The organism is Antarcticibacterium arcticum, assembly GCF_007993795.1.
In the GTDB taxonomy this organism is placed as follows: Bacteria; Bacteroidota; Bacteroidia; order Flavobacteriales; family Flavobacteriaceae; genus Gillisia; species Gillisia arctica.
The window spans coordinates 218,572-231,114 of record NZ_CP042476.1; the positions used below are offsets into that span (position 1 = coordinate 218,572).

14 protein-coding genes are annotated in these 12,543 nt (G+C 39.8%); 12 read left to right on the top strand and 2 right to left on the bottom strand.

All coding sequences use genetic code 11. The annotated features are described in order from the left end of the window. Window positions 1-15 precede the first annotated feature (15 nt). Entirely contained in the window at window positions 16-921 is a 906-nt protein-coding gene (locus FK178_RS00990) for a bifunctional metallophosphatase/5'-nucleotidase (protein WP_146830134.1), read from the bottom strand. A gap of 1 nt (window position 922) precedes the next feature. After that, entirely contained in the window at window positions 923-1,681 is a 759-nt protein-coding gene (locus FK178_RS00995; protein ID WP_146830136.1) for a 5'-nucleotidase C-terminal domain-containing protein, read from the bottom strand. A gap of 135 nt (window positions 1,682-1,816) precedes the next feature. Here FK178_RS00995 and FK178_RS01000 point away from each other — a divergent pair, with 135 nt between their 5' ends. From FK178_RS01000 to coaE, 12 genes are all read left to right on the top strand, one after another. After that, on the top strand, window positions 1,817-2,515 hold the full coding sequence (locus FK178_RS01000; protein WP_146830138.1) for a hypothetical protein: 699 nt from the start codon (window positions 1,817-1,819) through the stop codon (window positions 2,513-2,515). Between the two features lie 70 nt (window positions 2,516-2,585). After that, window positions 2,586-3,110: a DUF6913 domain-containing protein gene (locus FK178_RS01005; RefSeq protein ID WP_146830140.1), complete on the top strand. Its 525-nt coding sequence runs from the start codon at window positions 2,586-2,588 to the stop codon at window positions 3,108-3,110. Continuing rightward, the gene (dapA, locus tag FK178_RS01010) at window positions 3,103-3,978 is read left to right on the top strand and encodes a 4-hydroxy-tetrahydrodipicolinate synthase (RefSeq protein ID WP_146830142.1); all 876 of its coding nucleotides are present in this window, start codon (window positions 3,103-3,105) and stop codon (window positions 3,976-3,978) included. Before FK178_RS01005 ends, dapA begins: the two co-directional genes overlap by 8 nt. Before the next feature lie 87 nt (window positions 3,979-4,065). Next, on the top strand, window positions 4,066-4,878 hold the full coding sequence (locus tag FK178_RS01015; RefSeq protein WP_317130370.1) for an outer membrane protein assembly factor BamD: 813 nt from the start codon (window positions 4,066-4,068) through the stop codon (window positions 4,876-4,878). A gap of 11 nt (window positions 4,879-4,889) precedes the next feature. Continuing rightward, window positions 4,890-5,219, top strand: coding sequence for a DNA-directed RNA polymerase subunit omega (locus FK178_RS01020; RefSeq protein ID WP_146837347.1), 330 nt, complete (start codon window positions 4,890-4,892; stop codon window positions 5,217-5,219). Between the two features lie 4 nt (window positions 5,220-5,223). Then, window positions 5,224-6,438 (top strand): bifunctional phosphopantothenoylcysteine decarboxylase/phosphopantothenate--cysteine ligase CoaBC, encoded by a 1,215-nt coding sequence (coaBC, locus tag FK178_RS01025; protein WP_146830146.1) that lies wholly within the window; start codon window positions 5,224-5,226, stop codon window positions 6,436-6,438. After that, window positions 6,425-7,315, top strand: coding sequence for a type IX secretion system protein PorD (gene porD, locus FK178_RS01030; protein WP_146830148.1), 891 nt, complete (start codon window positions 6,425-6,427; stop codon window positions 7,313-7,315). The genes coaBC and porD overlap by 14 nt, the downstream gene beginning before the upstream one ends. Window positions 7,316-7,377: 62 nt before the next feature. Beyond that, window positions 7,378-9,030 carry a DNA repair protein RecN gene (gene recN, locus FK178_RS01035; protein ID WP_146830149.1) on the top strand — a complete coding sequence of 551 codons (1,653 nt, stop codon included), beginning with the start codon at window positions 7,378-7,380 and terminating at the stop codon, window positions 9,028-9,030. A 50-nt stretch (window positions 9,031-9,080) separates the two neighbouring features. Beyond that, a complete protein-coding gene (locus FK178_RS01040) occupies window positions 9,081-9,902 on the top strand; it encodes an enoyl-ACP reductase FabI (RefSeq protein ID WP_146830151.1) in 822 nt (273 codons plus the stop codon). Between the two features lie 72 nt (window positions 9,903-9,974). Continuing rightward, window positions 9,975-11,012, top strand: coding sequence for a glycosyltransferase (locus FK178_RS01045; protein ID WP_240793867.1), 1,038 nt, complete (start codon window positions 9,975-9,977; stop codon window positions 11,010-11,012). Further along, a complete protein-coding gene (locus FK178_RS01050; RefSeq protein ID WP_240793868.1) occupies window positions 10,984-11,943 on the top strand; it encodes a YbbR-like domain-containing protein in 960 nt (319 codons plus the stop codon). Before FK178_RS01045 ends, FK178_RS01050 begins: the two co-directional genes overlap by 29 nt. Then, the gene (gene coaE / locus FK178_RS01055; RefSeq protein ID WP_146830153.1) at window positions 11,940-12,530 is read left to right on the top strand and encodes a dephospho-CoA kinase; all 591 of its coding nucleotides are present in this window, start codon (window positions 11,940-11,942) and stop codon (window positions 12,528-12,530) included. The genes FK178_RS01050 and coaE overlap by 4 nt, the downstream gene beginning before the upstream one ends. Window positions 12,531-12,543: the final 13 nt, after the last annotated feature.

Consider the following 12,543-nt stretch of genomic DNA (forward strand, 5'->3'; position numbering starts at 1 on the left):
GCTCCTTAAATAGTATTACACCGAAATTTGGAGTCCCTCTGCCGATATATTTCTGGCATCATCGAGGTAAAAATCTATTCTTCCAAGATATAACCCGAAGCATCCTACCTGATTTATAAGCACATTCTTTCCGGTCTTATTAGTTGCAATGTGCGGTTTTTCCAGGAAAGTATGGGTGTGCCCTCCAATTATCAGGTCTATATTTGTGGTGGCAGCAGCCAGTTTTATATCTGAAATTTTATCGCTGTCATATTCATAACCCAGGTGGGACAAACAAATAACCAGTTCACATTTTTTCTCTTCTTTTAAGATCCTTGCCATATCTGTGGCGATCTCTATGGGATCCAGGTATTTTGTTTCCTTGTAATGATGATCATTTACCAGTCCTTTTAATTCTATCCCCAAACCAAATACTCCAATCTTGATCCCATCTTTTATAAATACATGGTGTTGCTTTGTATGCCCGTCCATTACGGTATTCCGGAAATCATAATTGGAAGAGATAAAATCAAATTGGGCATGGGGAAGTTGGGCGTACAGGCCCTCTATCCCGTTGTCAAAATCGTGATTTCCTATAGTTGCGGCATCATATTTTAACTTGCTCATAAGTTTAAATTCCAGTTCGCCGCCATAGAAATTAAAAAATGGCGTGCCCTGGAAAATATCACCGGCATCCAGCAATAAAGTATTTGGATTTTCCTGCCTTATTTTTTCAACCAGAGTGGCCCTGCGTGCAATGCCTCCCATATTCGGGTTGCGGGGGTCATTGGGCCCAAAAGGTTCAATATGACTGTGCACATCATTGGTATGCAGGATGGTAATATGTTTCCGCTTATTGGGAGATAGTGAAAGGGATAGACCTCCCAGGCCTACGAAAGCCGCTGTTGCTGTGGATTTCTGAATAAAACTTCTCCTTTTCATCTTAATCAATTTTTATATAACGCTCATCCCTCGCGGTTCTTAGCGTGTCTACCCTGTTGAAATAATCTATAATCGCATTTCTTATTTTGTAATCTACACGGTATAGATTTACAGGATCCTTGAAAAAAGTCATATTATCCCCGCCCTGCTGTAGATAGTCGGATGTTGCAACATTATATGTATGGTTAGGGTCAATTTCGTTTCCGTTTATTGTAGCACTTATCACTTTATAATTTTTATTCACCTTAATCTTAATACCGCTTAAAGGGTGTGCGGTGCGGTTATTTTCAAGGTAAGTGAGCATTTCGAGGATCTTATTTCCTTTAAGTTCAGCAACTACTATCTCATTCTCAAATGGCATCAGGCTGTATGCTGTTCTGGCGGTAACCGGCCCTTTTCCCACGGTAGAGCGTATGCCGCCGTGGTTTAACAAAACCATGTCAATTTCCTTCCCTGTTCGGCTTTTAAATACAGGATTGGCTTGTTCCATTACAATTTCAGCCATTAAATTTCCTATAGCGGTATTAAGTTCGCCATCACTTTTATTAAGATCGGTAGGATTGTAAGCTACCACGCTGTCCAGGGTTTTATTGATCTGTTCGGCATAAGGCTTTATAAAGGCTTCGATCTCGGCATCTGCACGAATGTTTTTATCAATGGGAATTCTTTCAGCAGTAATTTCAGCATTTTTAAAGGATTCTGTTTTACAGGAAAAAAGAAGAAATAAAAATATCAGTGGTGCAAAGGATGTTTTCAGCATTTCATTTGAGCTTAAGAGGCTAAAGATAGAAAGTTTATTAGGGATAAATAAAATGGGACAAGTGTTAAGAAAATTATAATTTTATTGTGTAAACATTCAGCTGTTTCTATATATTTACCATGATTTAACCTATTTATGAAAATTAGAACTTTTGCCTGGGCAATCTTAGCATTGCTCATTCTCACCAATATATGGGCCAAATTTACAGATGTTTATTGGGTTGAAAATACAACCTATATACTTTATTTTGCCGCGGCTGTATTATTGGTTCAGGACAAATATAAAAAGTTTGCAAGACCCATGTATTTGTTCCTGGGCTTAACCATATTGTCTTATCTCACCCGTTCCTTTGCCGGAGAGGGTTATTCCTATGAGATTTCACTGGTGTTTCTTACAACTGCTAATATAATTCTTATAAAAGAGGCGGCACGCTATATTGAGTTTAAGAATGCCAGCCATTTAATGATGCTGTATTTTCTGCTTATTGTTGGGGTTAATGCTGCCTTATTGGGATACCATGTGTGGGGTATAAAGGACTATATAGAGAATACCGCGGTGTTATCCATCTATATCCTGTATTATATAAACCTTCTTCTTTTAGGGATTTTTGCATTTATCTATTACCTTAATTCTTATTCGCGTAAATCCATGTATTTCATCTCCCTGGCCCTTGGAATTATTTTTGCTGATATTTTACGGGATATGGGGGTTTTCTTTCCCGAAGATATAAGTGTGGAAATCGCCGAAAGCATTATCAGGCTTAGTTGTGCGGTTTTTGCGGTCTGGTTTTTTGTGACCAAAGAAAAACAATTGAGGTTGCTAAATATGATTTAGGGAACACTTTAAAAGTCATCTTTTCGTTATCTTCAAATAATTGCTATTTTCATTCTTATAAAAGTAATCTATGATCTTTAACAGTGCCCGGCTTTCTGCGGCCAGAAAAAAAGTTGCCCAACTTGTTGAGCAGCAACCTCCAAAATCCTTTCCGGGTACTCCAAAATCTTTAGGCATAATTATAGATGGCAAAAATGAAAAAGCCCTTGAGGTTCTTGGTAGTTTACAAAAACAGTTAAAGATACCTGCATCAGGCTTTATGATTTTGTATAATTCGGCCAATAAATCCAAACCCGTAGATCTTGAAGCCGTTGTTTTTAATATTCAGGATTTTGGTGTAAAAGGGGAAATCCTTAATGAGGAAATTGAAGAAATATCTTCAAAAGGAGTTGATTTACTTCTTACATTTGCAGCTGAAAATAATACAACTGCCCATTTACTTACCGCTTATTTTAAGGCGGGGCTTAAAGTGGGGAGATACCAGCAGAATGCTGCGTTATATGATCTAATTCTTCAAACGGAAGAAGATCCTGAATTGTTTATTGAAGAATTATTGAAGTATTTGAAACACCTAACAAAAAACACCAATGAATAAATTTATAGGTACAGGAGTAGCTCTTATTACGCCCTTTCAAAAAGACCTTTCTGTAGATGTTGAAGCCCTTAAGGCTCTTGTTGAAAACCAAATAGAGAATGGAATAGATTACCTGGTTGTATTGGGTACCACGGCGGAAAGTGCCACATTAACTGGTGAAGAAAAGCAGCTGGTTATAAATACAGTTGTGAAGGTAAACCAGCAGCGCCTTCCCCTGGTACTGGGAATTGGAGGTAACAATACGGTTGCCCTGGTAGAAGAATTAAAATCTACAGATCTTTCTCATTTTGATGCGGTGCTTTCGGTTTCTCCCTATTACAATAAACCTACACAAGAAGGGATTTTTCAGCATTATAAAGCCCTCGCGGCAGCCTCTCCAAAACCCCTTATAATTTATAATGTTCCAGGCAGGACCTCTTCCAATATTTTACCGGCTACGGTAAAAAGGCTGGCAAATGAAGTTCCCAATATTATTGGGATCAAGGAAGCGGCAGGAGATATGGTACAGGCAATGAAATTAATTTCCCTGGTGCCAAAAGATTTTTTGGTGATCTCCGGCGATGATATGATCACTTTACCAATGGTTCTTGCGGGCGGTCACGGGGTGATCTCTGTTATTGCACAGGGGTTCCCTGAAGAATTTTCAAAAATGGTGCACCTGGGTCTTGAAGGAAACGTGAAAGAAGCATATAAACTGCATTATAAAGTTGCCCCGTCTATTGATATGATATTTGCGGAAGGAAATCCTGCAGGAATTAAATCGCTGCTTAATTCAAAAAATATGGTGGAAAGCGTATTAAGATTGCCTCTAGTACCTGCTTCTGAAAAACTGACGGTTGAAATTGACACATTTGTAAAGGAGTTTTAACCCCTGAAACGGGCCTCAAATGCCCCTGAATGAAAGTTTTTATTATAACTTAGAAAAGAGTACTTTTGCCAGATGTTTTTACCAAAAATGAAAAAAGGATTATTGTTATTGGGAATGTTTTTAATGCTGGTTTCCTGCGGTGAATACCAAAAGGTATTAAAAAGTGCAGAACCCGGAGAAAAATACGCCCTTGCCGAGAAGCTTTATAACGAGGCGCAAGCAGAGAATAGTAAATCAAAATACCGTAAGGCACTTCGTCTTTTTGAACAAATTGTGCCTCAATACCGGGGAAAACCTCAGGGTGAGAAGCTTACCTTTTTGTTTGCCAACACGTATTACCAATTGGGTGATCATTACCTTGCCGGGTACCAGTTTGAGAGATTTACACAATCTTATCCAAACAGTGAACGTATAGAGGAGGCAGCTTTTAAAAGCGCAAAAAGTTATTACGAATTATCGCCAAGATATGACCTTGATCAAACTGAAACAGTTAAGGCCATCGACGAATTGCAAAAATATATAGTTACATATCCCGAGGGTGAGAATATTCAGGAAGCCAATCAACTGGCCACAGAGCTTCGCGTAAAGCTGGAGAAGAAGGCTTATGAGATTGCAAAGCAATATCACCATACAGAGAATTATAAGTCGGCAATTGTAGCTTTCACCAATTTTATAAATGAATACCCGGGATCTCCTTTTAGAGAAGCCGCATTTTATCACCGGTTTGATTCAGCATACCAACTGGCTATTAACAGTTACCAGTATTTACAGAAGGAAAGACTAACAGAGGCCCAGGGATTTTATAATAATTATATCAGGTTTTATTCTGAAGGAAGCCCTTATTACAATCAAATACAAGCTTCCAATCTGGACCTTGAAACAAGACTACAAAATTTTTAATACGAATGAAGATGGATTTAAAAAAGAGCAGTGCACCAATTAACACCACTACCATAGATAAAAATCTGGTAGATGCCCCAACAAATAATATTTATGAGGCAATTTCGGTAATTTCAAAAAGAGCAACTCAAATCAACTCTGAGATCAAAAAGGAACTTTTAGAGAAATTGGATGAGTTTGCAACTTACAATGACAGTTTAGACGAAATTTTTGAAAATAAAGAGCAGATCGAAGTTTCAAAATTTTATGAAAAATTACCTAAGCCACATTCCCTTGCAGTACAGGAATGGTTAGAGGATAAAATATACTACAGGAATACAAAGGAAACCGGGGAAAAGTAATAGTATGAGCATACTGGAGGGCAAAAAGGTGCTTTTAGGCGTCACCGCCGGAATTGCTGCCTATAAATCGGCTCCTCTGGTAAGGTTATTTATAAAAGCCGGGGCGCAGGTGAAGGTTGTTATGACCCCTGCAGCAAAGGATTTTGTTACCCCGCTCACCCTTTCAACTCTTTCTAAAAACGAGGTGCTATCATCTTTTACCAATGAAGAAGATGAGAATGCCAAATGGAATAATCACGTAGAGATCGGCCTTTGGGCCGATCTTATGGTTATTGCACCCGCCACTGCCAATACACTTTCAAAAATGGCGGCGGGAGAAAGTGATAATTTTTTGCTCGCTACCTATCTTTCAGCTAAATGTCCTGTTTATTTTGCGCCTGCAATGGACCTGGATATGTTCAGGCATCCTGCCACACAAGGCAGTCTTGAAAAGCTTCAGTCTTACGGGAATGTAATGATTCCTGCTGAAACAGGAGAACTCGCCAGTGGATTATATGGAGAGGGAAGAATGGCCGAACCTGAAAATATAATTAGCTTTATAACCCAGGACCTCTTGCAACATTTACCCCTTCGGAATAAAAAAATATTGATCACTGCCGGTCCTACATACGAAGCTATAGACCCTGTGCGTTTTATAGGGAACCATTCCAGCGGGAAAATGGGCTTTGAACTGGCACGGGAAGCTGCAAAATTAGGAGCAGAGGTGGTATTGGTCTGCGGCCCTACGCATTTAAAAACCGAAAATGACAGTATTCGTCTTATTAGAGTGGTAAGTGCAGGGGAAATGTATGAAGCTGTTCACGCCGAATATGAGGGGGCGAATGTGGTTATTGCCGCAGCCGCGGTAGCAGATTATAAACCTAAAATTGTTGCAGCCCACAAACTTAAAAAACAGGAAAATAGTCTTAATATTGAGCTGGAACCAACCCGGGATATTCTGGCCTCATTGGGAGCATTAAAACAGCACCAAAAACTGGTGGGTTTTGCCCTTGAAACAGATAATGAACTTGAAAATGCCAGGGGAAAACTGGAAAGAAAGAACCTGGATTTCATTGTTCTTAATTCTCTTAAGGATGAAGGGGCAGGATTTAAGAGCGATACCAATAAAATAAGTATTGTGACCCGCGATGAGGTAAAACGGTTTGACCTTAAGACCAAGACCGAAGTTGCCCGGGATATTTTAAATGAAGTAATTTTACTGCTGGATGAAAAAAATTAAACTTCTTATTGCTTTGTTTTTTACAGTTGGTTTTGTGCAGGCACAGGAACTTAACTGTGATGTTATCGTAAATTCTGAACAAACCGGAAGAACCAATTTACCCGTTTTTAGGACCTTGCAAAGGTCTATATCAGAATTTGTAAACCAGACCACATGGACTACCCAGGATTTTAGTCCTAATGAAAGGATCAATTGCAGTATTTTCATCAATATTATTAGTTTTGACAATGAATCTTTCACAGGTACAATACAGGTGCAGTCTTCGCGGCCTGTGTTTGGCTCCACGCTAATAACGCCTGTGTTTAACTTTAACGATACACAATTCTCCTTTAACTACAGGGAATTTGAACCTTTAAATTACAGCCCGGCTTCTTATTCTTCCAATTTGGTATCTGTGATCTCATATTATGTGTTTACCATATTGGGTCTGGATGCAGATACTTTTCAACAGGGTGGGGGCACACCCTATTTTGAAGAAGCAAACAGAATTGTTACTACGGCCCAACAAAGCAATCTGGCAGGTTGGAGAGGGTCTGACGGGAACAGCTCGAGATACCGCCTTAATGCCGATCTATTATCAAATGCATTTTTAGGTTACCGCACCGCCCTTTACCAATATCACAGGCAGGGCCTGGACCTTATGCATAAAGATCCCGCAGCAGGGAAACAGGGAATTGCAAAGGCTGTAGAAAGCCTTGGAGCGCTGAATCAAAACAGGCCAAATTCACTTCCTATGCGTATTTTCTTTGATGCCAAGGCTCAGGAAATTGAACAGATCTTTACTGCGGGGCCAAACGTGCCGTTACGGGATATGGTAGACGTGTTAAACCGCGCTGCTCCTATGTATTCAGAAAACTGGCGCAGGATTCAATTCTAATTCATTCCGGCTTTGACAGAGAAGATTTTCTCATGTATCTTTAGCTTCAAAATTGATACACTTTGCTTACAGCATTATCCATAAAAAATTACGCCCTTATAGAAGATATTAAAATTGATCTTAAAAAGGGATTTACTATAATAACCGGGGAAACCGGGGCGGGGAAATCTATTATGCTGGGTGCCCTGGGCCTGCTCCTTGGCAAGCGGGCAGATTACAGCGTAATAAGAAATACGGGAAATAAATGTGTAATTGAAGGAAGCTTTGATATTTCCAATTACAATTTGACGGACTTTTTCCTTGCTGAAGATCTCGACTTTGAGGAACAAACAATTATTCGACGGGAGATCCTTACTTCCGGAAAATCCCGTGCATTTATAAATGATACTCCCGTAACCCTACCGGTTTTGGTAAAACTTGGTGATCTTTTAATAGATATTCACGGGCAACACCAAACCTTAAGCCTTGGTGAAAATCAATATCAATTCCAGGTAATAGATATTCTTGCAGGAAACACCCCGGGGTTGAAAGAATACAGGGAGGAAATGCGATCCCTTAAAAAGCTGGACCAACGATTAAATACTTTAAAAGAAGAGCAGGCTCTGGCCATTAGAGAACATGATTACAATCTCTATCTTTTAAAGGAACTCAAGGAAGCAAGGTTAAAGGACGGGCAGCAGGAGGAAATGGAGGAACGAAGTGAGGAGCTGAGCAATGTGGAGTTGCTTACCGAACAATTGGGAACCTCCGTTTCATTAATACAACAGGAGGAGACAGGAACCCTTTCGCAGTTAAAGGAGATAAGGGCACACCTTACTAAAATAGCCGGGTTTTCAGGGAACTATGCAGGTTTAAGGGAACGTGTGGAGAGCGTGATCATAGAAATGGATGACATTGCCCTGGAACTTGAAAATTTACTGGAGCGTGTGGAGGCCAATCCCGGGGAGCTGGAGGAAGTGAACGCGAAACTTCAGGTGATTTTTAATTTACAGAAAAAACATGCCGCTTCGACAATAGCAGAACTGTTGGAAATTACAAAAACGCTTCAGGAAAAAGTTGACCTTACGGAGAATGCTGAAGCAGATCTTTCTAATCTTCAGAAGGAAATAAAGGCCAAAAAAGACCAACTTTCAGCAATTGCAAAAAAGATACACGACAACAGGGCAAAAGTTATTCCCGGGTTTGTTGGCAATGTTGAGCGCATAATTGCCGATCTTGGAATGCCCAACGCCCGACTAAAAATTGACCTGAAATTACAGAAGGAATATTTTACCAACGGGCAGGACGAGCTCACCTGGTATCTTTCAGCCAATAAAGGCGGTGATTTTAATGATATTAAAAAAGCAGCATCCGGTGGGGAGCTTTCCAGAATCATGCTGGCCATAAAGAGTATACTGGCAACCCAAAGTAAATTACCAACGATTATTTTTGACGAAATAGATACCGGGGTTTCGGGAGATATTGCTCAAAAAATGGGAGATATACTTCAAAAGATGGGTATTGATATGCAGGTGATCGCAATTACTCATTTGCCGCAAATAGCAGGGAAGGGCAGCAGCCATTTCAAGATCTTTAAGGAAGATGTTGAAGAAACCACGGTTACCAGGATTAGGCAACTGGAAACTGCAGAGCGTATTGAAGAACTGGCCATGATGCTTGGCGGTAATACTTTAAGCGCATCGGCAATGGCCCATGCAAAGGCTTTACTTAATTAATTCAAGTTTGTTATATTTACAAGCTTAAACAACCATTTAAAAAATATCACATGTCATACAATCTACTAAAAGGAAAAAGAGGTATAATTTTCGGGGCCCTGGATGAGAATTCCATTGCCTGGAAAACTGCCGAAAGAGTTCACGAAGAAGGGGGAAAATTTGTACTTACAAATGCTCCAATTGCTTTAAGAATGGGAACTCTTACCGCTTTGGGTGAAAAAACCAATTCTGAGATCATTCCTGCAGATGCCACAAGTATTGAGGATCTTGAAAATTTAGTAGAAAAAGCACAGGAGATCCTTGGGGGGAAACTTGATTTTGTGTTGCACTCCATAGGAATGTCCGTTAACGTGCGTAAAGGGAATCATTATACCAATATGAACTATGATTTCACCACCAAAGGCTGGGATATTTCGGCTGTTTCTTTTCATAAGACCATGCAGGTCCTTTATAAAAAAGATGCGATGAATGAGTGGGGAAGTATTGTTGCGTTGACCTATATGGCCGCCCAACGTGTTTTTCCGGATTATAATGATATGGCCGATAACAAGGCGTATCTGGAGTCTATAGCGCGTAGTTTTGGATATTTCTTTGGAACAGAGAAAAAGGTACGTGTAAATACCATTTCCCAATCCCCAACTCCCACAACAGCGGGACAGGGAGTGAAAGGTTTTGACGGTTTTATTGCGTATGCCGATAAAATGTCACCATTGGGTAACGCTACAGCTTTAGAGTGTGCAGATTATACCGTAAGTTTATTTTCAGATCTTACAAAAAAGGTCACCCTACAAAATTTATTTAATGACGGCGGATTCTCAAACATGGGTGTAAGCCAGCAGGTGATGGAAACTTTTATGAAAGACCAGGAATAATAATGCAATAACTTATCCTGAAATTGGCCCCGTTATTATTCGGGGCTTTATTTTAGCCTAAATTTTCACTTTTTGAACCAACCTAATGTGTTAACCTATTCCTTTATAATTCCGGTTTACAACAGGCCCGGGGAGATCCTGGAATTGCTGCAAAGTATGGTGGCACTGCGGTTTGATAGGGAATATGAGATAGTTGTGGTAGAAGATGGTTCCACAGTGCCCTGTGAGGAGGTGGTTGCTCAGTTCAGGAATAAATTAAATATCAGTTATTACCAAAAACCCAATTCCGGCCCGGGAGATTCCCGTAATTACGGGATGAAAAAAGCAAAAGGAAATTACTTTCTTATTCTTGATTCAGATGTACTCCTTCCGCCGCAATATTTAAAGGAGGTCGATCTCTCTTTATCCTTAAATTATTTCGACTGTTTTGGTGGGCCCGATGCGGCCGATGAAAGTTTTACAGATCTTCAAAAAGCGATAAATTATTCAATGACCTCTCTTTTTACTACGGGAGGGATAAGAGGCCAAAAAAATGCAGTGGGGAAATTCCAGCCCAGGAGTTTTAATATGGGACTTTCTCAAAAGGCTTTCCAGGCTTCAGGAGGTTTCGGCTTTATTCACCCGGGAGAAGATCCGGATCTTGCATTGAGACTGGAGGAGCTGGGATTCAAAACGGCCCTCGTTCCGGAGGCATTTGTGTATCATAAAAGAAGGATAGACTGGGGTAAATTTCATATTCAGGTATATAAATTTGGAAAAGTAAGGCCCATTCTCAATAATTGGCATCCACAATCGGCCAAGATCACTTATTGGTTTCCTTCGCTGTTTATAATTGGTCTGTTAATTGCCGCCTTACTTTTATTGGCGGGAAATCCCTTTTTATTCCTTGTTTATTTATTCTATTTTGGAATAATAGGTTTGGATGCTGCCATTAAGAATAAAAGTTTTAATATTGGAATAGCAGCGATCCCTGCAACATTCATCCAATTTTTGGGTTATGGTAAAGGGTTCCTTATTTCGGTTTGGAAAATAAATTTTTTGAAGATGGAGCCTGAAATTGCATTCCCAGAATTATTTTTTAATGATATCAAAAAAGAAAAAACAAGGTAAGCCCTGGATCAAACGCGGCCCGCTGAAGACATTCCTGTTCTTCCTGGGGTTCTCTACCGTGATATGGATCTTTGTGCAGTTCGCCAAACAATATACAGTTCCCGTGGAATTGCCACTTACTTATATAAATGTTCCCAAGGATAAGCTTCTGGTTGACCAAAACCCTGCATCTCTTAATCTTAGGGTTAAAGATTACGGATTTAATATTGCCCGTTTCAAAATGTTTCCTCCGGCCCTTCGAATAGATGTAAGTGATTCCCGGGAAGATAACCGGCAACTGGTCTATGATTTGGAACAGCAAAAACCTGCCCTCCTTGCCCAGTTAAATTTAGATTTTGAAAATGTGACTTTTTTGCAAAATAACCTGCGAATAAATTTTGAACAGAAAGCCGTAAAAACGGTTAGCATTGTTCCAAATATTGAACTTGGTTTTGCGGTAGGATATTCGGCGCTGGAAGAGGTAAAACTTCAGCCGGATACAATGAGGGTAAGTGGCCCACAAAGTATACTTGACACGCTGGAAGAGGTACGCACCGTACAGCTTAAGATAAATAATATAAGTAACGATCTGCAGGGGAGTATAAAACTGGATAAAGGCGGACTTGAAAAAGTTACATTTTTCCAGGAGGAAGTGAATTATTCCCTGCGCACCGATAAATTTACTGAGGGCAGGATTGAAATTCCTATTGAGCTTCAAAATGTGCCCAAAGGATATAACGTGGTAATTTTTCCAAAAGAAGTGGCGGTATTTTATCAGGTAAGTCTGAATGATTTTGAAAAGATCAAATCTACCGCATTTAAAGTAGTGGTAGATTTTAGAAATGAACTGCCTAAAGAAGGTTTTCTGCTGGCGCAGGTAATTCAAAAACCCAGCCTGGTTAATAATGTTCGGTTAAATGAAAAGAAGATCCAATTCGTAGTAAAACGATGAAAGTTGTAGGCCTTACCGGTGGAATAGGAAGTGGTAAAACCACTGTGGCCGGCTTTTTTAAAGAACTGGATGTTCCGGTATATATTGCAGATGAGGCTGGGAAAAATTTAATGGTCACCTCCCAAGAAGTTAAAGGCTCTATAATTGATCTTCTTGGTGCAAAAGCATACACAGGCGGATTGCCGGACAGAAAATATATTGCTTCAAAAGTTTTTTCTTCTCCCGAAAAACTGGAAGCTCTTAACAGGATTATTCATCCCGCTGTGGCCCTGGATTTTGAACAGTGGGTAACCACGCAAACCTTTCCTTATATTATATATGAAGCTGCCATCCTCTTTGAAAGTGGCGGTTATAAAAAATGCGATGCGGTAATTCTTGTTACTGCCCCGTTAGAAAAAAGGATAGAAAGATTACGCGAGCGGGACCAAAGTTCTTTAGAGGAAATTGAAGCCAGAATGCATCACCAATGGAGTGATGAACAAAAACGTAAATTGGCAAATTTTGAAATTATTAATTCAGATTTATCTTTTACTAAAGAACAGGTGCAAATTCTTCATGAAATTCTCTTAAAACCTAGTAAAAATTAGGGTTTGTTATGTT

Bases quoted from the DNA above. Each gene is read 5' to 3' on its own strand.
- FK178_RS00990 (WP_146830134.1), bottom strand. From the start codon at position 921: ATGAAAAGGAGAAGTTTTATTCAGAAATCCACAGCAACAGCGGCTTTC.
- FK178_RS00995 (WP_146830136.1), bottom strand. From the start codon at position 1,681: ATGCTGAAAACATCCTTTGCACCACTGATATTTTTATTTCTTCTTTTT.
- FK178_RS01000 (WP_146830138.1), top strand. From the start codon at position 1,817: ATGAAAATTAGAACTTTTGCCTGGGCAATCTTAGCATTGCTCATTCTC.
- FK178_RS01005 (WP_146830140.1), top strand. From the start codon at position 2,586: ATGATCTTTAACAGTGCCCGGCTTTCTGCGGCCAGAAAAAAAGTTGCC.
- dapA (WP_146830142.1), top strand. From the start codon at position 3,103: ATGAATAAATTTATAGGTACAGGAGTAGCTCTTATTACGCCCTTTCAA.
- FK178_RS01015 (WP_317130370.1), top strand. From the start codon at position 4,066: ATGAAAAAAGGATTATTGTTATTGGGAATGTTTTTAATGCTGGTTTCC.
- FK178_RS01020 (WP_146837347.1), top strand. From the start codon at position 4,890: ATGGATTTAAAAAAGAGCAGTGCACCAATTAACACCACTACCATAGAT.
- coaBC (WP_146830146.1), top strand. From the start codon at position 5,224: ATGAGCATACTGGAGGGCAAAAAGGTGCTTTTAGGCGTCACCGCCGGA.
- porD (WP_146830148.1), top strand. From the start codon at position 6,425: ATGAAAAAAATTAAACTTCTTATTGCTTTGTTTTTTACAGTTGGTTTT.
- FK178_RS01040 (WP_146830151.1), top strand. From the start codon at position 9,081: ATGTCATACAATCTACTAAAAGGAAAAAGAGGTATAATTTTCGGGGCC.
- FK178_RS01050 (WP_240793868.1), top strand. From the start codon at position 10,984: ATGATATCAAAAAAGAAAAAACAAGGTAAGCCCTGGATCAAACGCGGC.
- coaE (WP_146830153.1), top strand. From the start codon at position 11,940: ATGAAAGTTGTAGGCCTTACCGGTGGAATAGGAAGTGGTAAAACCACT.